The sequence below is a fragment of the Pseudomonas sp. R3-41 genome (assembly GCF_054161485.1).
Map to the genome: position 1 here is coordinate 3,386,741 of NZ_CP096421.1, position 21,285 is coordinate 3,408,025.

The 21,285-nt window shown below is 62.9% G+C and carries 14 protein-coding genes and 1 pseudogene; 8 read left to right on the forward strand and 7 right to left on the reverse strand.

Translation table 11 applies throughout. The features are described 5' to 3' along the window. Positions 1-47: 47 nt before the first annotated feature. The 3 genes from M1D99_RS15110 to M1D99_RS15120 all read right to left on the reverse strand — a co-directional run bounded on the left by M1D99_RS15110 (position 48) and on the right by M1D99_RS15120 (position 3,411). Positions 48-266 carry a tautomerase family protein gene (locus M1D99_RS15110; RefSeq protein WP_434576240.1) on the reverse strand — a complete coding sequence of 73 codons (219 nt, stop codon included), beginning with the start codon at positions 264-266 and terminating at the stop codon, positions 48-50. A gap of 131 nt (positions 267-397) precedes the next feature. Then, entirely contained in the window at positions 398-2,182 is a 1,785-nt protein-coding gene (locus M1D99_RS15115; protein WP_458132095.1) for an IlvD/Edd family dehydratase, read from the reverse strand. A gap of 47 nt (positions 2,183-2,229) precedes the next feature. Then, positions 2,230-3,411 carry a fumarylacetoacetate hydrolase family protein gene (locus M1D99_RS15120; protein WP_458132096.1) on the reverse strand — a complete coding sequence of 394 codons (1,182 nt, stop codon included), beginning with the start codon at positions 3,409-3,411 and terminating at the stop codon, positions 2,230-2,232. A gap of 114 nt (positions 3,412-3,525) precedes the next feature. Here M1D99_RS15120 and M1D99_RS15125 point away from each other — a divergent pair, with 114 nt between their 5' ends. From M1D99_RS15125 to M1D99_RS15140, 4 genes are all read left to right on the forward strand, one after another. Further along, complete coding sequence (locus M1D99_RS15125) at positions 3,526-4,476, forward strand: LysR family transcriptional regulator (RefSeq protein WP_186705855.1); 951 nt, start codon at positions 3,526-3,528, stop codon at positions 4,474-4,476. 391 nt (positions 4,477-4,867) lie between these two features. Further along, the gene (locus M1D99_RS15130; RefSeq protein WP_458132097.1) at positions 4,868-6,250 is read left to right on the forward strand and encodes an MFS transporter; all 1,383 of its coding nucleotides are present in this window, start codon (positions 4,868-4,870) and stop codon (positions 6,248-6,250) included. Beyond that, on the forward strand, positions 6,247-6,987 hold the full coding sequence (locus M1D99_RS15135; protein WP_458132098.1) for an SDR family oxidoreductase: 741 nt from the start codon (positions 6,247-6,249) through the stop codon (positions 6,985-6,987). The genes M1D99_RS15130 and M1D99_RS15135 overlap by 4 nt, the downstream gene beginning before the upstream one ends. Positions 6,988-7,012: 25 nt before the next feature. Beyond that, entirely contained in the window at positions 7,013-7,861 is an 849-nt protein-coding gene (locus tag M1D99_RS15140) for an ureidoglycolate lyase (RefSeq protein ID WP_458132099.1), read from the forward strand. A gap of 671 nt (positions 7,862-8,532) precedes the next feature. On the opposite strand, the gene M1D99_RS15145 is transcribed toward M1D99_RS15140, so the two are convergent. The 4 genes and pseudogenes from M1D99_RS15145 to M1D99_RS15160 form a co-directional block, all read right to left on the reverse strand. Continuing rightward, a complete protein-coding gene (locus M1D99_RS15145) occupies positions 8,533-11,628 on the reverse strand; it encodes a multidrug efflux RND transporter permease subunit (RefSeq protein WP_434576250.1) in 3,096 nt (1,031 codons plus the stop codon). A 3-nt stretch (positions 11,629-11,631) separates the two neighbouring features. After that, positions 11,632-12,801: an efflux RND transporter periplasmic adaptor subunit gene (locus tag M1D99_RS15150; RefSeq protein ID WP_186705860.1), complete on the reverse strand. Its 1,170-nt coding sequence runs from the start codon at positions 12,799-12,801 to the stop codon at positions 11,632-11,634. An 89-nt stretch (positions 12,802-12,890) separates the two neighbouring features. After that, positions 12,891-13,646, reverse strand: coding sequence for a methyl-accepting chemotaxis protein (locus M1D99_RS15155; RefSeq protein WP_458132143.1), 756 nt, complete (start codon positions 13,644-13,646; stop codon positions 12,891-12,893). A 102-nt stretch (positions 13,647-13,748) separates the two neighbouring features. Further along, positions 13,749-15,071: pseudogene (locus tag M1D99_RS15160) on the reverse strand (PDC sensor domain-containing protein); the annotation flags it as partial. Between the two features lie 342 nt (positions 15,072-15,413). On the opposite strand from M1D99_RS15160, the gene M1D99_RS15165 reads away from it, so the two are divergent. From M1D99_RS15165 to M1D99_RS15180, 4 genes are all read left to right on the forward strand, one after another. Then, positions 15,414-16,862: an APC family permease gene (locus M1D99_RS15165; RefSeq protein ID WP_434576252.1), complete on the forward strand. Its 1,449-nt coding sequence runs from the start codon at positions 15,414-15,416 to the stop codon at positions 16,860-16,862. A gap of 85 nt (positions 16,863-16,947) precedes the next feature. After that, positions 16,948-18,369, forward strand: a complete 1,422-nt coding sequence (locus M1D99_RS15170) for an aldehyde dehydrogenase family protein (protein WP_434576254.1) — start codon at positions 16,948-16,950, stop codon at positions 18,367-18,369. A gap of 11 nt (positions 18,370-18,380) precedes the next feature. Then, the gene (locus M1D99_RS15175; RefSeq protein ID WP_458132100.1) at positions 18,381-19,730 is read left to right on the forward strand and encodes an aminotransferase class III-fold pyridoxal phosphate-dependent enzyme; all 1,350 of its coding nucleotides are present in this window, start codon (positions 18,381-18,383) and stop codon (positions 19,728-19,730) included. Between the two features lie 83 nt (positions 19,731-19,813). Next, the gene (locus M1D99_RS15180) at positions 19,814-21,139 is read left to right on the forward strand and encodes a hypothetical protein (RefSeq protein ID WP_458132101.1); all 1,326 of its coding nucleotides are present in this window, start codon (positions 19,814-19,816) and stop codon (positions 21,137-21,139) included. Positions 21,140-21,285 lie beyond the last annotated feature (146 nt).

Sequence of the window (21,285 nt, forward strand, 5' to 3'; positions counted from 1 at the left end):
CAAGCTCCCTCGCCACAGGGGTTCAGGCAAGCCTTAAGTGAACAGCATCATTGTCTTTTGGCCGGCAGCCCCATCTTTTCCAGCGTCAGCGTTTCATCGGCGCGCCCCCAGCCACCGTCTGCCACCTCTTCCACCAAGACCATGGTGAACGGACGAACCCCTTCGCCGAAGTATTCGACGAACATCTCCGTGGTGCGGTGGATGATCTCTTCCTTGCGCGCGTGGTCCAGGATTCCTTCGGGAAATTTGTAGTTGGCAAATGGCATGGATCGACTCCGTGGGTGTGAAAAATTCGGCAGGGGCGAGGGCCCCTGGCGCGCATCTTTCTCCTTTCGGTCCGTGGAATAAATCCCTCTGGGTTGGCATCTGCATTCAACGTAACTGAACAATCGGCCACTCAGTGCGAATGACGCGGCTCACCACTACGAGCAATCACCCGCAGGTGCAACGTCGCCGGCTCCAGGCAACCCCCCGTGGAAAGCTGTCCCACCAATTGCCGATACAGTTCCTGCCAAGGGGTTTGCGACGGCGGGATGTTCGGCGTCCACGCGAGTCGGCGCCGGGCCATTTCTTCGTCGTCAATCAGCAGGTTCACCGTGCGGGTGTTCAGGTCCACTTTCAGCCGGTCGTTGGTTTGCAGCAACGCCAGGCCGCCACCGACGGCTGCTTCAGGCGACATATTGAGGATCGATGGGCTCGCCGAGGTGCCGCTCTGGCGACCGTCGCCCAGGCAGGGCAGGGAGTCGATGCCTTGTTTGATCAGTGCGGCTGGCGGGGCCATGTTCACCACCTCCGCGCTGCCGGGGTAGCCCACCGTGCCAACGCCGCGAATGACCAGGATGCAGCGCTCGTCGATGTCCAGCGCCGGGTCGTCGATGCGGGCGTGGTAATCCTCCGGTCCTTCGAAGACGATGGCCCGGGCTTCGAAACTGTTCTCGGCGCCCGGCTCAGACAGGTAGGTCTTGCGAAACGCCTCGCCCACCACCGACATCTTCATGATTGCGCTGTCGAAGAAATTGCCGCTGAGTACGATGAAACCGGCACGGTGCTTGAGCGGCGTCTCAAAGGGATGGATCACATCGGCGTTGCTGGTCAGGCTGTCGCTGACGATTTCGCCGATGGTCCTGCCGCTGACCGTGGCGCAGTCTTCGTGCAGGCGTCCGGCTTTTTGCAGTTCATGCATGACCGAGGGCACGCCGCCGGCACGATGGAACCCTTCGCCCAGGTACTTGCCCGCCGGCATGCAATTGACCAGCAGCGGCACGTCTTCGCCAATCCGTTGCCAGTCATCCAGGTTCAGTTCGACGCCCATGTGCCGGGCGATGGCGATCAGGTGCGGCGGGCAATTGCTCGAAGCGCCGAGGGCGGAGGCGACGGCGATGGCGTTCTCGAAGGCCTGGCGGGTCATGATCTGGGAAGGGCGCACGTCCTGGAGCACCAATTCGCAGATACGCTTGCCGGTGGCGTAGGCCATTTGCCCGCGCTCGCGATAGGGCGCCGGGATGCTCGCGCAACCGGGCAGCGACATGCCCAGGGCTTCGGCCAGGGCGTTCATCGACAAGGCGGTGCCCATGGTGTTGCAGTGACCCACCGAGGGCGAGGCCGCGGTGGTCATTTCCATGAAGCCTTCGTAGTCGATCTCGCCGGCGGCCATCAGGTTGCGCGCATGCCAGAGCACGGTGCCGGAGCCGATCAGTTCACCCTTGTGATGGCCGTCGAGCATCGGCCCGCCGGACAGGACAATGGCGGGCAGGTCGGTGGTCGCCGCCGCCATCAGGCAGGCGGGCGTGGTCTTGTCGCAGCCGGTGGTGAGCACCACACCGTCCAATGGGTAGCCGTGAAGGATTTCCACCAGCCCCAGGTAGGCCAGGTTGCGGTCCAGGGCAGCGGTGGGGCGTCGCGACTGTTCGGCGATCGGGTGCACCGGGAATTCCATGGGGATGCCGCCGGCATCGCGGATGCCGGCCTTGACCCGTTGGGCCAGTTCCAGGTGATGGCGGTTGCAGGGCGTCAGGTCGCTGCCGGTCTGGGCGATGCCGATGATCGGGCGTCCCGATTGCAGCTCTTCGCGGGTCATGCCGTAGTTCATGTAGCGTTCGACATACAGCGCGGTCATGTCCGCGTGGGCCGGGTCGTTGAACCATTGCTCGCTGCGCAGGCGGCGTTTAGGCGTGTCACTCATGATTCATGTCTCTCTTGTAATTGGATGAATCGGTCACGGTCGTGGTCTCAGCGGCCCAGCAGTCCTCGGGCGGCGAGGTTACGGATCAAGGCACTGACGCCGAAGGTCCAGGGGGCGGCGTCGCAACTGTGGGTGACCTGGTTATGCAGGCTGCCTAGCAAGGGGCTGCTGATGCTGACCACGTCCCCGCGCTTGTGGGTGAAACCGCTGCCGGGATGGTCGCGATCTTCGGTGGGGGCGAACAGGGTACCGAGAAACAGCACAAACCCGTCCGGATATTGGTGGTTGGCGTTGAGCGTCTGGCCCGCCAGGTCCTGCGGGTCACGGCTGATCTGGCTCATGGAACTCGAACCGTGCAGGCGGTAGCCATCTTCGCCTTGTACCTTGAGATCGACCACGCAAGCGCGAACGTCATCCAGGCTGAAGTGTGCGTCGAACAGGCGAATGAACGGGCCGATGGCGCAGGACGCGTTGTTATCCTTGGCCTTGCTCAGCAACAGCGCACTGCGGCCTTCGATGTCCCGCAGGTTGACGTCGTTGCCCAGGGTGGCGCCGTGGATCTGGCCACGGCTGTTCACCGCCAGCACCACTTCCGGTTCCGGGTTGTTCCATTGCGAGATCGGATGAATGCCAATGTGGCTGCCGCTGCCCACGGCGGCCAGGACCGGTGCCTTGGTGAAGATTTCCGCATCCGGGCCGATGCCGACTTCCAGGTATTGCGACCACATGCCCTGTTCAATGAGCAAGGCTTTCAGGCGCATGGCTTGCTCGGACCCCGGCACGATGGCCCGCAGGTTGTCGCCGATCACGCTGTGCACGGTGGCACGGACAGCCTCGGCCTTTGCCGCGTCACCGCCGGCCTGTTCCTCGATCACCCGTTCGATCATGCTGGCGGCGAAGGTCACGCCGGCGGCCTTGATCACTTGCAAGTCCAGGGGCGGCAAGAGGAACGGCTTGGTCGGGTCGGCATGAATGCCGGTATTGGCCAGCAACGCTTCGACGCTGGCGATGAAGGTACCGGGCGCCTGCCTGACAGCGGCCAGGGGGGATTCTGTTTCCAGCAAGTCGCTCAATGTCGCAAAACGCTCCGACAGGTCGAACACCCCATCACTGCGCAGCACCACGGGTGAAGGGCCAGCGATCCGGCCTGGCACCCAGGCACGACCAATCAGGGTGCCGGCGACGCCATCGACGGGCAGGGTGTTCTCGGGAGTCAGCATCAGCGACATGGGCAGTCTTCCTGGTGAGTAAAGCGTTCAAGCTAGGGCGCGCTGTTGATGAACTCCAATGAGATATATTCAGTATCTGATAACGTCCGGTTATTGCATCGTCGAGGATTGCCCATGTCCGACCTGTCTTTCTCCAGCTTCTGCGGCTGGCTCAAATTTCGCCATCTGCTGCTGATCGATACCTTGGGGCGCACCTGCAACATGCATCTGGCGGCCGAGCAGATGAACCTCAGCCAGCCGGCCGTGAGCAAGATGCTCAAGGAAATCGAAAGCCTGCTCGGCTTTGCCCTGTTCGAACGCCGCCCCCGGAGCATGCCGCCCACCGCACTGGGCGAACATGTGCTGCGTTACGCGCAGATCGCCTTGAACGACGCCCGTTCGTTCGTCGAGCAAATCAGCAGCCTGCGCGAAGGCGGCCATGGCTACCTCAAGGTCGGCGGTATCTTTGCCGCGACGGCGGTGGCCTTGCCCGAGGCGATCCTGCAGATCAAGCAACGCTGGCCCTTGCTGTCCATCGAGGTGGTGGAGCAGACCAGCAACCATCTGATGAAGATGCTTGAAGAAAAGAAACTTGACCTGGCCGTGGCGCGGTTTACCGAGCAAAGCCAGCAACAGCGCTACGATTTCCAGCCCCTGGCCCCAGAGCCGTTCTGCATCGTGGTCAACGACCGCCACCCCCTGGCGAACGCGGGGCCGACCTCCTTGCAGCAACTGGTGGACCAGCCGTGGATTCTCTACCCGGTCGGCACGCCGATCCGCGCCCGCATGGAACTGGCCTTCGCCGAAGCCGGGGTGGGAATGCCGCGCAACACCATCGACACCATTTCCATGCAGACCTTCCTCCAGGTCCTGCAACGCGGCCCCATGATCGGCATGCTGCCCAATGCCATGGTCGATCCGCTGCTCGAAAGCGGCCAGCTCAAGACCCTCGATACGCCGCTGCACCTGGTGCCGCAGGATTACGGGATCCTGACGCGAAAGGATGAGCCGTTGGTGGGCGCGGCGCTGGAGTTCGCCGAGATCCTCAAGGACAACGCCCGCCTGGCCGCAATACTGGACACTTAGGGGGCTCGCTGACTCCATCCTGCGGAGGGCTTAGGTTGGCAAGGTCGCTTTTGTGGCGAGGGAGCTTGCTCCCGCTGGGCTGCGTAGCAGACCCAAAGCTGTGAACTCAACTTGCCTGGTACACCGAGTTGCCTGGTTTCAGGGCCGCTGCGCGCCCCAGCGGGAGCAAGCTCCCTCGCCACAAAACTCATACAAACTTAAAGCATGCTGCCACGACCGGGGGGGGCGGCGGCATTGGAGAGAGCCGACGGCTATCTCGATAACGTCTCGTTATCAACTAATCCAAAAATGCCATTGGGAAAGAATCGATCCCCGACAGTAGAGTCCTCGTTCAATCGCCGGATGACTCGTTCATTCGACGTGACCCAATAAAAACAATCAGGGGTTACTTATGCAAACCATCTCCGAGCAGTTGCCCGCCCAGGCGCAAGCTGGCGAGCTCGACTTCGAAGACCGGACCTACCGCAAGGTCATCTGGCGCATCCTTCCCGTCCTGCTCCTGTGCTACATGGCGGCGTACCTCGATCGGGTGAACATCGGGTTCGCCAAGCTCGACATGCTCAACGAGCTGCAATTCAGCAACACCGTGTATGCCTTGGGCGCCAGTATGTTTTTCTGGGGCTATTTCCTCTTCGAAGTCCCCAGCAACCTGTTGCTGCATCGCTTTGGCGCGCGGTTCTGGATCGCCCGGATCATGCTCAGTTGGGCGGTGATCTCCATGGCCGTGGCCTACACCGTGCCGCTGGCGGCGTTCTTCCACCTCGAATCGAGCACGATGTTCTACGTGCTGCGTTTCCTGCTGGGGATCTGCGAAGCGGGCTTTTTTCCTGGCGTGATCCTCTACCTCAACTACTGGTTCCCGACCCACCGGCAGAGCCGGGTAATGTCCGGGTTCCTGCTGGCGTTGCCAGTCAGCCTGACCCTCGGTGGCATCCTCTCCGGCTGGCTGATGAACAGCATGCAGGGCGTCCACGGCATGTCCGGTTGGCAATGGATGCTGATCATCGAAGGCATTCCGTCGATCATCATGGCGTTCGTGGTGATCGTTTGCCTGGCCGACAACATCGACAAGGCCAAATGGCTCTCCGTCGCGGAAAAAGCCCTGCTCAAGGCCAATCTGCAAACCGACAACCAGGGCAAGGCCACGCGCTTGAGCGAGGTATTTTTCAACCCTCGGGTATGGTTGCTGGTGTTGATCCTGCTGACCTTCAACACCGGTTTCTATGGCCTGGCGTTCTGGATGCCGTCGATCATCAAGAGCACCGGCATCACCAATAGCCTGCATATCGGTTTGCTCACTGCCATTCCTTACTCGGTGGCGGTGGTGGCGATGCTGCTCAACGCCCGTCATTCCAACCGTACCGGCGAGCGGCGCCTGCATGCGGCGATCCCGGCCTTCATTGGCGGTGTCGGGCTGATCCTCAGCGCGTTTTTCGCCGATAACCTGGTGCTGTCGGTCCTGTTCCTCAGTGTCTCCGCCTCGGGGATCCTCAGCCTGATGCCGATTTTCTGGACCCTGCCGGGCACCGTGCTGTCGGGCGTTGCCGCCGCGGCCGGGATCGGCATGATCAACGCCTTCGGCAACCTGTCGGGCTTCACCGGTTCGATGATCACCGCCGTGGCGGAAACACTGACGGGTAATATCAATAACGGTACTTACGTGTTGGCCTTGTGTCTGTTGGTCAGCGGTGGATTGATCCTCGCGATCCCTGCCTCGATGCTCGGCAGGACGCCCAAGACCGCGCCCACGGCAGCGCAACTGGAGACCGCATGAGTCTGCAAAACAAGCGAGTCCTGGTGACGGCGGCCGGGCAAGGCATCGGCTTGGCTAGCGCGGTGGCCTTCGCCCAGGCCGGCGCCGAGGTGTTTGCCAGCGACATCGACATTCGCGCACTGGCGGGCATCGATGGGGTCACGCCGATGATCCTGGATGTCACCTCGGCCGATGCCATCGACGCTGCTCGCGACCACATCGGCGGGCTGGACGTGCTGTTCAACTGCGCCGGTTATGTGCACAGCGGTAACATCCTGGAATGCGATGAAGCGTCCTGGGCACGTTCGATGGACCTCAATGTCACGGCCATGTACCGCATGATCCGGGCGTTCCTGCCGGGCATGCTGGCCCGTGGCGGCGGCTCGATCATCAACATGTCGTCGGTCGCGTCCAGCATCAAGGGCGTGCCCAATCGTTTCGCCTATGCTGCCAGCAAGGCGGCGGTGGTGGGGCTGACCAAATCCGTCGCCATCGACTTTGTCGGCCAGGGCATTCGCTGCAACGCCATCTGCCCCGGCACGGTGGACTCGCCTTCGCTACGCCAGCGCATCGCCGACCAGGCTGCGCGACAAGGTGTCGAAGAAGCAGAGGTCTATCGGCAGTTTCTCGACCGCCAGCCCATGGGACGTATTGGCCACACCGAGGAAATCGCGCAATTGGCGTTGTACCTGGGCAGCGACGCGTCCGCCTACACCACCGGGACGGTGCATGTGATCGATGGCGGCATGAGCCTCTGAATTTTCACTTGAGCAGGAGCACTTCATGAAACTGTTGCGTTACGGCGAAAAAGGTTCGGAAAAACCCGGGCTGTTGGATGAAGACAAGCAGATCCGCGACCTGTCGGGCCACGTCGCGGACATCGCCGGGCAGGCCTTGGGCCCGGAAAGCCTGGCGCGACTTGCCGCCCTCGACCCCCGCAGCCTGCCGCTTGTTACCGGCCAGCCGCGCATCGGCGCCTGTGTCGGCCAGGTCGGCAAATTCATCTGCATCGGCCTGAACTACGCCGACCATGCCGCCGAGTCGAACATGGACGTGCCGAAAGAGCCGATCATTTTCAATAAATGGACCAGTGCCATTTGCGGGCCGAACGACGAAGTCCAGATCCCCCGTGGCTCGCTCAAGACCGATTGGGAAGTCGAGTTGGGCGTGGTCATCGGCAAGGGCGGGCGCTACATCGACGAAGCCAATGCCATGGAGCATGTCGCCGGTTATTGCGTCATCAACGATGTGTCGGAGCGTGAGTGGCAGCTGGAGCGCGGCGGCACCTGGGACAAGGGCAAGGGCTTCGACACCTTCGGCCCCCTTGGACCCTGGCTGGTGACCCGGGACGAAATCGCCGACCCCCATACGCTGGATCTGTGGCTGGAAGTCGACGGGCATCGCTATCAAAACGGCAATACCCGGACGCTGATCTTCAGCGTGCCGCAACTGATCGCCTACCTGAGCCGCTGCATGAGTCTGCAACCGGGGGATGTGATTTCCACCGGGACGCCCCCGGGTGTTGGGCTGGGCATCAAGCCCAACCCGGTGTTCCTGCGCCCGGGCCAGACCATGCGCTTGGGTATCGAAGGCTTGGGCGAACAGTGTCAGGTCACGGTGCAGGCGGACTGATCGTTGGGCTTGCGGCCGTCTTCGCGAGCAGGCTCGCTCCCACAGAAGGACTTCCGATACACGCGGATATTGTGCCTGCTGAAGATCCCCTGTGGGAGCGGGCTTGCTCGCGAAGGCGGCATCACAGTCAATAAAGATGTTGAATGTGCCGACCTCTTCGCGAGCAAGCCCGCTCCCACAGTTTGTCCCGGGCGATCGCCGGATAGGCGTTCAACTCAAATCCCTGTGGGAGCAAGCCTGCTCGCGAAGGCGGCGTCACAGTCAATAAAGATGTTGAATGTGCCGGCCTCTTCGCGAGCAAGCCCGCTCCCACAGTTTGTCCCGGGTGACCGCCGGATAGGCGTTCAACTCAAATCCCTGTGGGAGCGAGCCTGCTCGCGAAGGCGGCGACACAGTCAATAAAGATGTTGAATGTGCTGGCCTCTTCGCGAGCAAGCCCGCTCCCACAATTGTCCCGGGGTGATCGCCGGATAGGCGTTCAACTCAAATCCCTGTGGGAGCGAGCCTGCTCGCGAAGGCGGCGTCATCGTCAATAAAGATGGTGAATGTGCCGGCCTCTTCGCGAGCAAGCCCGCTCCCACAATTGTCCCGGGGTGATCGCCGGATAGGCGTTCAACTCAAATCCCTGTGGGAGCAAAGCTTGCTCGCGATAGCAGTGGCCCGGCCTGGCCTTATTTTGAATCAATACGCCTGACACGCTTCATCACCACCACGAAAAACACCGGCACGAACACCACCGCCAGGGTGGCGGTGATCATGCCGCCGATCACCCCGGTGCCGATGGCCTGCTGGCTCGCCGAGCTGGCACCGGTGGCGATTGCCAGCGGCACCACGCCGAGGATGAACGCCAGGGACGTCATGATGATCGGTCGCAGGCGCAGGCGGGCGGCCTGGAGCGTGGCGTCGATCAGGTCATGCCCATCGTCGTACAGGCTCTTGGCGAACTCGATGATCAGGATCGCGTTCTTTGCCGACAGGCCGATGATGGTGATCAGCCCGATCTTGAAGAACACATCGTTGGGCATGCCGCGCAACGACACGGCCAGCACCGCGCCGAGCACACCCAGCGGCACCACCAGCAGCACCGAGGTCGGGATCGACCAACTCTCGTACAGCGCCGCCAGGCACAGGAACACCACCAGCAGCGACAGGCCCAGCAGGATCGGCGCCTGACTGCCGGACAGACGTTCCTGCAAGGACAACCCGGTCCATTCCTGGCCCAGGCCCGTCGGCCCTTGGGCCACCAACCGTTCGATTTCAGCCATGGCTTGCCCGGTGCTGTAGCCCGGGGCCGGTTCGCCGGAAATGCTCACCGCCGGATAGCCGTTGTAGCGGGTCAATTGCGCTGGCCCCTGGGTCCAGCGGGCCTGGACGAAGGCCGACAACGGCACCATTTTCCCGCTGCTGTTACGCACGTGAATCTTCAACAAGTCCTCGACCTGGCTGCGCTGGTCGCCCTCGGCCTGCACCACCACCCGCTGCATCCGCCCTTGGTTGGGGAAGTCGTTGATGTAGGCCGAACCCACCGCCGTGGACAACACACCGCCGACATCGGCGAAGGAAATCCCCAGGGCATTGGCCTGCTTGCGGTCGACTTCAAGTTGCACTTGCGGCGCCTCCGCCAGGGCGCTTTCGCGGACATTGATCAGCATCGGGCTTTTTTCGGCGGCGGCGAGCAATTCGCTGCGGGCCTGCATCAGCGTGGCGTGGCCGAGGCCGCCACGGTCCTGCAAGCGGAACTCGAAACCGCTGGAGGTGCCCAGGCCGTCCACGGGCGGCGGCAACACCGAGAACGCCATGGCGTCCTTGATCTGACTCAGTGCCAGGTTCGCGCGGTCGGCGATGGATGCCGCCGAGTCCTCGGCGCCGCGTTGCGACCAGTCCTTGAGGGTGGTGAACGCAAGGGCCGCGTTCTGCCCGCTGCCGGAGAAACTGAAACCGAGGATGACCGTGCTGTCGCCGACCCCCGGCTCACCGGCGTTGTGCGCCTCGATCTGCTCCACCACCTGCACCGTCCGGTTTTTGCTCGCGCCCGGTGGCAGCTGGATGTCGGTGATGGTGTAGCCCTGGTCTTCCACCGGCAGGAACGAGGAGGGCAGGCGACTGAACAGCAGGCCCATGCCCACCAGCAGCACGCCGTAGATCAGCAGGTATCGGCCGCTGCGTTTCAGCGCGTAGGCCACCCATCCTTGATAGCGGTCGCCGAATCGGTCGAAACCACGGTTGAACCAGCCGAAGAAACCGTTTTTGCCGTGGTGATCACCTTGGGCGACCGGTTTGAGCAAGGTCGCGCAAAGTGCCGGGGTCAAGGTCAGGGCGAGAAAGGCCGAGAACAAAATCGACGTCGCCATCGACAGCGAGAACTGTTGGTAAATCACCCCCACCGAGCCCTGCATGAACGCCATGGGAATGAACACCGCCACCAACACCAGGGTAATGCCGATGATCGCACCGGTGATTTGCCCCATGGCCTTGCGCGTGGCTTCCTTGGGCGACAAGCCTTCCTGGGCCATGATTCGCTCGACGTTCTCCACCACCACGATGGCGTCGTCCACCAGGATGCCGATGGCCAGCACCATGCCGAACATGGTCAGCACGTTGATCGAGAACCCCAGCGCCAGCATCGTCGCGAAGGTGCCCATCAACGCCACCGGCACCACCAATGTCGGGATCAGCGTGTAGCGAATGTTCTGCAGGAACAGGAACATCACCGCGAACACCAGCAGCATCGCTTCGCCGAGGGTATAGATCACCTTGGTGATCGAGACTTTGACGAACGGCGAGGTGTCGTAGGGGATCTTGTATTCCACGCCGGCCGGGAAGTAGCGCGACAGCTCATCCATCTTGTTGCGCACCAGGGTCGCGGTGTTCAACGCGTTGGCGCCCGGTGAGAGTTGCACCGCCACGGCAGTGGATGGCTTGCCGTTCAGGCGCGTGGAAAACTGGTATTCCTGGCTGCCGATTTCCACCCGTGCCACGTCGGCGATGCGCACCGTCGAGCCATCGGGGTTGGCTTTGAGTACGATGTCGGCGAACTCTTGCGGCGTATTGAGCTGGCCTTTGACGACGATGGTCGCGGTGATTTCCTGGGTGCTGCGGCTCGGCAGATCCCCCAGGCTGCCGGCCGACACCTGGGCATTCTGCGCCACGATGGCGGCGTTGACGTCGGCGGGGGTCAGGTTGAAACCCACCAGTTTCCGGGGGTCGATCCAGATCCGCATGGCCCGCTCGGCGCCGTACAGCTGGGCCTTGCCGACACCGTCCAGGCGCTTGATCTCGTTCATCACGTTGCGCGCCAGGTAGTCGCTGAGGGCCACGTCGTCGAGCTTGCCGTCGTTGGAGGTGAGGGTGATCAGCAGCAGGAAGCCGGCGGAGACTTTGTCCACCTGCAAGCCTTGCTGCGTGACCGCTTGCGGCAGGCGCGACTCCACCGCCTTGAGGCGGTTCTGCACATCGACCTGGGCCAGTTCCGGGTTGGTCCCAGGCTGGAAGGTCGCGGTGATGGTCGCGCTGCCCAGGCTGCTTTGGGATTCGAAATACAGCAGGTTGTCGGCGCCGTTGAGTTCTTCCTCGATCAGGCTGACCACGCTTTCGTCCACGGTTTGCGCCGAAGCGCCCGGGTACACGGTGTAGATCTCGATTTGTGGCGGGGCCACGACCGGGTATTGGGCCACCGGCAGTTGTGGAATGGCCAGGACACCGGACAACAGAATGAACAAGGCGACGACCCAGGCGAACACCGGACGGTCGATGAAGAATTGCGGCATGGCTTAGTGTCCTGCCTGTGGCCCGGGAACCTGGGCGAGGGGAAGTGGGGAGTCGTCGACCCGGACTTGCTCGCCGGGACGGGCGTGTTGCAGGCCTTCGATGACGATGCGGTCGCCGGGTTTCAAGCCGTGGGTAACGACCCAGCGATCGTTTTGCGCGGCGCCCAGTTGCACCGGTTGCTGGCTGACCTTTTGCTCGGCGTCCAACAGCAACACCTGGGCGACCCCGGCGCTGTCACGCAGGATGGCCCGTTGCGGCACGGTGATGCCTTGGCTGTTGACCGCTTGTTCGAGACGCACGCGGATGAAACTGCCCGGCAGCAGGTCCAGGTCGGGGTTGGGAAATTCGCTGCGCAAGGTGATCTGGCCGGTGCTCGGGTCGACACTGAGGTCGGTGAACAGCAACTTGCCGGGCAACGGGTAAGGGCTGCCGTCGTCCTGGATCAAGGTGGCCTTGGCCTGGCCCTGGCCGACTGCTTGCAACTGACCTGCGCGAAAGGCGCGGCGCAGGTCGTTGAGTTCGCGGGTCGATTGCGTGAGGTCGGCGTGGATCGGGTCCAGTTGCTGGATCAGCGCCAACGGCGTGCTTTCGTTCTGCCCCACCAAGGCACCTTCCGTCACCAGGGCGCGGCCGATGCGCCCGGAAATCGGTGCGGTCACCGTGGCATACCCCAGGTTCAGTTTCGCCCGTTCCACCGCGGCCTTGCTGGCGGCGACGTCAGCGGCCGTCTGGCGCACGTTGGCCCGGGCGTTGTCGTAGTCCTGGCCACTGATCGCCTTGTCATCGATCAACTGGGCATAACGCTGGGCTTGCAAGCGGGCCTGGAACGCATTGGCCTCGGCCTTGCGCAACGCCGCCTCGGCACTGTCCAGGTCGGCCTTGAACGGCGCCGGATCGATGCGAAACAGCACCTCGCCCTGCTTGACGTCGCGGCCCTCATGGAACACTCGCTGCAAGACCACGCCGGCCACCCGCGCCCGGACTTCGGCGACCCGTGGCGCGGCGATCCGCCCGCTCAGTTCGTTGCTGATCGACAATGGCCGGGCCTGGACGGTTTCCACACGCACACTGGGCAGCGGGGCGGAGGCTTGCGGGTTCGAGGCGCTATCACAACCACTGAGCAGCAGCGCGCCGACCAACAGGCCCAGTGTGACGAAAGGAGTCTTGGACATGGTGCTTCCCCACGATTGAGCCGCCCATGGTAGGGACCGAGGCCTGCGGCAGGGGTGAAGCTTTGTAGGCGCTCTGTGAAATTGTGTAATCAGATCCGAAAATGCCCCACCAACTGCTGCTGGTGGTTGGCCATGGCATGCAACGAGTGGCTCGCCTGCGAGGCTTCCTCCATGCGGCTGGTCAAGGTTTCACTGATGCCGCGAATGTCACTGACGCGATGGCTGATGTCTTCCACGACAGCGCTTTGCTCCAGGGCCGCGCTGGCGATCTGCTGGTTCATGTGTTCGATCACTTCCACGGCATCGGTGATGCGCTGCAGCGCCGCCTGGGTCTTATCGACTTGAACGACGCTGTCCCTGGCCAGCTCGCGGCTCGACTGGGTGCTGTGCACGACGTCCTGGCTCAGTTGCTGCAACGCTTCGATCACCGAGCGTATTTGTTCGACCGAATTCTGCGTATTGCTCGCCAGATGCCGGACTTCGTCGGCCACCACCGCGAAGCCACGGCCCTGTTCGCCAGCGCGGGCGGCCTCGATGGCGGCATTCAATGCCAGCAGGTTGGTCTGCTGGGCAATCGCACAAATCACATCCAACACCTGGCCGATGTGCTGACTGTTGCCGGCCAGTGCCTGCACTTGCTCGAGGGTGGTTTCCAGGCAGCGGTCGAGGCTGTCGATGCTGTTGACCGCGTTGGCGAATAGTTCCCGCCCTGATCGGCTAGCGTTTTCGGCGACGGTGGCGGCATCGGCCGCCTGGTGGGAATGGCGCGCCACTTCCTGGGCGCTGGTGCTCATTTCATGCAAGGCGGTTGCCGCCAGTTCGACTTCCCGGTACTGCGTGTGCATGCCCGCGCTGACTTCCCGGGCCACCTGCGCCGAGGTGTCGGCGGTGTTGCGGGTGTCCAGGGAGGCTTGCTGGATATCGCGGATGATGGGCTGCAGTTTATCGAGAAAACGATTGAAGCCCTGGGCCAGATGGCCCAATTCATCGTGACGGTCGTCGGGCAGGCGCTGGGTGAGATCGCCGTCGCCGTCGACAATCGCATCGAGCATCTGCGCCACCCTCAGCAGTGGCCGGGTCACGCCGTAGGCGGTGAGCCAGATGAGTAACAGGCCCAAGCCGGCAGCCAGCAAGCCCAGGCTGAGATTGAACCAATTGGCCTGGCGATGCTTGTCGTCCAATTGGGCCTGCATGTGCAGGGCCGGCGCTTGTACCAGCGTTTCCGGCACGCGTATCTGCAATTGCCAAGGGGCGTTTGCCGGAGCGGTTTGCACGGCTTGCTGCACATCGACAGACGTACCCGCCACGGTGCCGCTGTGGCCAGCAATTTGCCCGGATGGGGAAAGGATATTGATTTCGCTGTGGCCGGGGTACAGGTCGTTGGCCAGGCTGGCGGCGAGCTGCTGGAGGGTATCGAGGCTGATGTCCATGCCGACGACACCGATGACTTTGCCCTGGTCCAGCAGCGGTATGGAGATGCTGCTCATCAACGTCTTCTGCCCTTCGACCTCGATCGCATAGGGCTCGGTCACGCAGGTGCGCCCTTGGGTCTGGGGGCAGACGTACCAGGCGTTGGCCGGCTCGCTGCCCGGTGGCGCGGTGTTGGCACTGATCTGGGCTTCGCTGAGCACTTCTTGCACCAGATGGCCGGGTTGGCTTTGCGACCAGTACAGGGCAAAGCGACCTGTTTCATTGCCGGCCAGATCCCGTTGGCCGGTGAAACCGGCATCTTCACCGACCAGCGCGTCGGGAAGCAGCACCACGTAGAAGCCCAGCACTTTTTCGCGGTTCTGAAGGGCCTGGCGGGTCGCGGCGATCAAGTCCCGACGCAGTTGCCCCGGTGTCAGTCGCCCGTTCCACGCCTGGGCGCGCAGTTGCAGGACTTGCTGGGCAAAACCTTCCCCATAGATCGCCGTTTCGCTGAAAAACCGTTCCACCCGCTGACCGTGGGCCAGACCCTGTGCCTGCAAACCTTCCAGGGCCGAGCGCCCCAGCAGTTGACTGCTTTGCTGCTTGAGCAGCGTTGCGCTTTGCTGGCTCTGATACAGCGAGGCACCGGTCAGTGCCCCGACGACGGCCAGCAGGCACAGGCCGCTCAGGAGCGTGATCCGCCATTGGATAGAGAGACGAGTGAAGGACATGCTGAGGTTTTCCTGCGTGAGGATTTTTATTGTTCTGTGCCCAGCACGGTTTGAGCGGTGGGCGAGGTTATCTTGCGGCAGGAGGCTCTTTCCCGTTATCCCGAATCGGCAGCGGTTGTGCTCCGGCATAGGGCAATGCGGCTCCGCCAAGAAGACACAAAACCTGTGGCGAGGGAGCTTGCTCCCGCTGGACTGCGCAGCAGGCCCAGAAAAGACGGGCCGCTTCGTGACCCAGCGGGAGCAAGCTCCCTCGCCACAGGGATGTCGTTGGTCCTAAGTGAATAGGATTACAGCTGGGTTGACCTGTTTTGGGGCAGCGCTTCGGATGCTGCCGTTTTGGGATAGCGAAGGGTTTTGGTCAGGGCCTAGCATCGAATCCAGCGTGCAAGCAGAACAATAAGCGCTTGAAAGTCGGCGAAGCTGGCGTCTGCGGTCCAGCAACAACTGCCTCATACAATAAGGTCAAGAACAATGAGCGTATCTTTCCCGATCAGCAGCTCGACGGAGTTGAAGCGCGGTGCCCTGGGTGTCGGCTTCATCATCTTCTTCGTGATTTCGGCGGCGAGCCCCTTGAGTGTCATCGCTGGTGGCTTCCCCATTGGCATCATGCTGGGCAACGGCGCCGGCACACCGGCGTTGCTGCTCCTGGCGCTGTTGGTGTTGTTGGCATTTTCGGCGGGCTACACCGCCATGTCCCGGCACATGACCAATGCCGGTGGTTTTTATGCGTTCACCTCTCGCGGCCTGGGGGGCTTGGCCGGAGGCGCGGCAGGGGTGCTGGCGATGTTTGCCTATAACATCCTGCAGATCGGCCTGTACGGCATGTTCGGCGGCGTGGTCAGCGGCACGATGGCCAGCGTCTTTGGCCTGGACTTGCCGTGGTGGACCTATTCGCTCCTGGCGATGGCGAGCATTGCGATTCTCGGCTATCGCAAGATCGACCTGTCGGCCCGGGTGCTGTCGGTGGTGGTCATTGCCGAATACCTGGCGATCCTGACGCTGGATTTCGCCATCCTCAAGACCGGTGGCGACAGCGGCATCAACCTCGATTCGTTCGATCGCAGCCATGTGTTCAGCGGTACGCCATCCATCGGCTTGCTGTTCTGCTTCGCGGCGTTCATTGGCTTCGAGGCCACCACCATCTACGGCGAGGAGGCCAGGAATCCGCACCGTACGATTCCCATCGCCACCTATAGCTCGGTGCTGTTGATCGGTGGTTTCTATGCCTTGTCGGTCTGGGCCATGGTGATTGGCGTAGGGGCGGACAAGATCGTGCCGACCCTGCAAGCGCTGCAGGATCCCACCACGTTCATCTACGGCATGTCCGACCACTTTGTCGGTCCGCACCTGACCCAGGTCATCCGCGTGCTGTTCATGGTCAGCATCTACGCCGGGCTGCTGGCGTTCCACAATGCCGCGGCCCGTTACTTCTATGCCATCGGGCGTGACGGTTTGCTGCACAGCCGCTTGGGCACCACCCATCGCGTGCATCAAAGCCCGCACATGGGCTCGGTCCTGCAAAGCCTGATCGCCGCGGTGGTGGTGCTGATCTTCGCCGCGCTGGATGCCGATCCGATCCTGCAACTGTTCGCCTGGTTTTCCAACCTGGCCACGCTGTGCGTGATCCTGCTCATGGCCCTGACCTCGGCGGCGGTATTGGTTTATTTCCGCGCGCACCCGGAGTTGAAGCTGGGGCTCTGGCGCGGTCGGATTCTTCCGGGCTTCTCGTGCCTGGCCTTGTTGGCGGTCCTGGCCCTTGCGGTGATTCATTTCGACGTGCTCACCGGCGCCAGCCAGCTTTTGTCCTACGGACTTTGTGCGGTGATTCCCGTCGCGCTGATCGTCGGCGTGTACCTCGCCGCCCGATTGCGCAAGGCCTCGCCCGAGCGGTTCATGGCGTTGGGCAGCCACAAGCTCTAGGGCACCGCGCGACCCCATCAATCTACCCAGACAATAAATCCGCTGCCGTTCGGGACGGTCCGGCAGCGCGCGAAAGGAAGGTGTCATGCACGATTATCAAATGCTCATCGATGGAACTCGGGTCGACGGCGAGAACGGCCACTTCGATGTGCTCAATCCAGCCACCGCCACGGTGTTCGCCCAGTGTCCGGCCGGTTCCCTGACCCAACTGGACCTTGCCGTCGAGGCGGCGCAAGCGGCCTTTGTCGAGTGGCGCCACAGCACCCATGAAGATCGCCGCCAACGCCTGTTGGACATCGCGGCGGACATCGAGCAGGACGCCGAGTCGTTGGCCCGGCTGATTGTCCTGGAGCAGGGAAAACCGCTGGAGCTGGCGTTTTCTGAAGTGATGGGGGCGGTGGCCTGGACGCGCTACGCCGCCGAGCAGCAGATCCCTGTGGAATTGGTGGAAGAAACCCCGAGCCAGCGCATTGAGCTGCACCGCAAGCCGTTGGGCGTCGTCGCGTCGATCACGCCCTGGAACTGGCCGTTCATGATCGCCGTCTGGCACATCATGCCAGCGTTGCGGGCCGGCAACTGTGTGATCAGCAAACCGTCAAGCCTGACGCCCCTGAGCACCCTGCGCCTGGTGGAGATCATCGCGCGCCATGTGCCTCGAGGGGTGATCAATAGCGTGACCGGCGAACAAGGTTTTGGCAGCGCGATCACGGCCCATGCCGGTATCCAGAAAATCGTCTTCACCGGTTCGACCGCCACCGGCCAAAGCGTGATGCGCGGTGCTGCCGGCAACCTCAAGCGCCTGACCCTGGAACTGGGCGGTAACGACGCGGCCATCGTGCTGCCCGGAACCCCGGTGGAGGCGGTGGCCGAAGACATTTTCCAGGCGGCTTTCCTGAACATGGGCCAGACCTGCGCGGCCCTCAAGCGTTTGTACATCCACCAATCCCAGTACGAAGCCTTTGCCCAGGCCCTGGCCCGGATCGCCCAGCGTCAGGTGGTGGGTGACGGCTTGGCGCCTGGGGTCACGTTTGGCCCGGTGCAGAACCTCGAACAGTTGAAGCTGGTTGAGGAGCTGGTGGCCGATGCCCGCGCCCATGGAGCGCGGGTGTTGTGCGGCGGTGCCCGTCTGGACCGCCCGGGCTTTTTCTACCCGCCGACGTTGGTCGCCGATGTGACCGACGGGCAGCGCCTGGTGGACGAGGAACAGTTCGGCCCGGTGTTGCCGCTGATCGCCTACCAGGATGTCGAGGACGTCCTGCGTCGCGCCAATGCCGGCGACATGGGCCTGGGTGGATCGGTCTGGGGCCGCGACAGCGAGCAGGCCCAGGCACTGGCCAGTCGCCTGGAATGCGGCATGGCCTGGGTCAACTGCCATGCGCAGATCCAGCCGAATACGCCGTTTGGCGGCAGCAAGATGTCCGGGTTCGGCGTCGAGTTCGGCCTTGAAGGGTTGCTGGAGTTTACCGGCCAGCAACTGCTGTACGTACGCAAGCGTGAAACAGAATGAGGACTGCAACCATGTACGAGCACTACAAGACAGCACAGAAGAAGTTCTGGCACCCGATGAGTTCTTCGGCGCCCGCCAACCGCTCCAAGACGTTGATCATCGCCCGGGGCGACGGCAACTACATCACCGATATCGAGGGGCATCGCATGCTCGACGGTGTCGGCGGCCTGTGGAACGTCAACGTGGGCCATAACCGGCCTTCGGTGAAGGCGGCCATCGCCGCGCAGATGGACGAACTGGCTTATTACCAGACCTTCGACGGCATTGCCCATCCACGGGTGTTCGACCTGGCCGAGCGGCTGACGTCGATGTTCGCCCAGGAAAACATGGCGCGGGTGCTGTTCAGTTCCGGTGGTTCCGATGCGGTCGAGACGGCCCTGAAAATGGCCCGCCAATACTGGATCGCCAGCGGCGAGCCAGGGCGCACGCGTTTCCTGTCGTTGCGCAATGGCTACCATGGCGTGCACATGGGCGGCACCTCAGTGGGTGGCAACGGCGTGTATCACTACAACCATGGGCCGCTGTTGGCCGGCTGTCATCTGCTCGATACGCCGTGGTTGTACCGCAACCCCTGGGACTGCCGCGATCCAGAGGAGTTGACCACTCACTGCATTCGCCAGTTGGAAGACCAGATCGCGCTGCTCGGCCCGCAGACCATTGCCGCGTTGATTGCCGAACCGGTGCAAGGCGCCGGTGGCGTGATCGTGCCGCCGGCGCATTACTGGAAGCGGCTGCGGGAAGTCTGCGACCGCCACGGCATCCTGTTGATCGCCGATGAGGTGGTCACCGGGTTCGGCCGCACCGGCTGCATGCTCGGCAGCCGGGGCTGGGGCGTCGCGCCCGACGTGCTGTGCCTGGCCAAGGGCATCACCGCCGGTTATATCCCCATGGGCGCCACGGTCTTCAACCAGCGCATCGTCGATGCCATCGAAAACGGTCCGGGTTTCAGCAACGTGATCATGCACGGCTACACCTACAGCGGACACCCGACGGCGTGTGCGGCGGCCCTGGCGGTGCTGGACATCGTCGAGGCCGAGGACTTGCCGGGCAATGCCGGGAAAGTCGGTGCCCAATTGCTGAAGCAATTGCAGCCGTTGACCGAACGTTACGCGGTGGTGGGCGAAGTGCGCGGCAAGGGCTTGATGATCGCCGTGGACCTGGTGGCGGACAAGGTCACCCGCGAGCCGCTTGACCCCGCTAACGGCCTGGCCTCGCGCATCGCCGAGCAAGCGCGTCGGGCCGGCGTATTGGTGCGCCCGATTGGCAACAAGATCGTGATGTCGCCGCCGCTGACCCTCACCAGCGACGAGGCCGCCCTGATGGTCGGTGCGTTGGACGGTGCGCTCGCCGACTGCCGCTAATTTGTAAGCCGGCGCGGTATGCCGTGCCGGCTCCCTGAATATAAAAACAGCCTTCAAAAGGCGCAGCACAAGGAGCTCCAGCCATGCGGAACCTATCGCGTATGGAAATTTTCGGCAGTGGCCTGGCCTGTACGCTGGCGCTTTGCGCCGCGACTCAGGTCCAGGCCTATGAGTTGTATGCCGATGACGACACGCATTTCAACGCCGACCTGCTGGCAGTGTTCGGCCATTTCAACAGTCGCAAGAACTACGACGGCAGGCCCGGCGGTTCAACCTGGCGCGAAGGTTTCATCAAGTATGGCGTCAGCGGCGACCAGGGCCTGGCCGGCCATGGCACCGCCTACGGTGCGTTCAGCCTGGTCAGTTCCGCCACCTGGGGCGATGGCGACGCGGCCGGCAATTCGCTGGGCAGCGAACGCACGACGAAGATCGAAGACGCGTACCTGGGGTGGCGCTCCGCCGACCTGTTCCCCGTGCTGGGGCAGGACGGTGTCGATATCTCCGGCGGGCGGCAGGTGGTCAAGCTGGGCAGGGGCTTTTTGATCAACGATGACGGGCCGAACCTGGGCAAAGGGCCTGCCGACGGTCGCTTGAATCGCGGTGGCGCCTATTACCTGGCGGCCCGGCACGCGTTCGATCAGACTGCCGTGTTGCGCCTGGGCGGGCAGGAGGGGCTGCATGGCAGCGTGGTGTGGCTCAAGTCCGACAACCGCGCCCAGGCCGAAACCGAACTGGCCGCCGGCACGCTGGACTACACCGCCAAGGCCGGGACCTTGGGGTTGACCTGGATCCACGGCCTGGATGTGAACGACCGGTGGGCCAGCGATTTCCAGCGGCAACGCAAGGGCATGGACGTCTACAGTATTCGCGGTGAAGGCGACGCCGGCATTGAAAATGCGAGCCTGGCGTTCGAATACGCTTGGCAAGACAAGGACGCCGGCCCGCAGAACGCCTGGTACGCCGAGGCCGGCTACACCTTTGCCGATCTCGCCTGGGCCCCCAAGCTGACGTACCGCTACACCCGCTATTCACAGAAGTGGGATTCGCTGTTCACCGGGCAGAGCACCGGTTATGGCACCTGGTTCCAGGGCGAAGTCGCGGGTAATTATGCCGGGCCCTTCAACAGCAACACGGGCATTCATCATGTCGGCCTGACAGCCAAGCCGTTGGAGAACCTGACCCTCGGTGCGCTGTACTTCGACTACAACACCGTGCGTAAAGACAACGCGCTGAACCTGGATGCCCGCGAGTTGGACCTGTACGTCGAATGGGCGGTGAACGAGCATTTGATCGTCACGCCGCTGATCGGCCTCTACAAGCCGGATCGGGACGCAACGACGGGGGGCAATCAAGTGAGCGGCAATGGCACCAACGTCTACAGCCAGGTGACGGTGGCTGTGCCGTTCTGAGGCCAGGGCTGTTCGATAAACCCTGTGGCGAGGGAGCTTGCTCCCGCTGGGTCGCGCAGCGGCCCCTCTTTTTTGGGCCTGCTACGCAGTCCAGCGGGAGCAAGCTCCCTCGCCACAGGGACAGTGTTTCTCTTGAATGAGCAGTG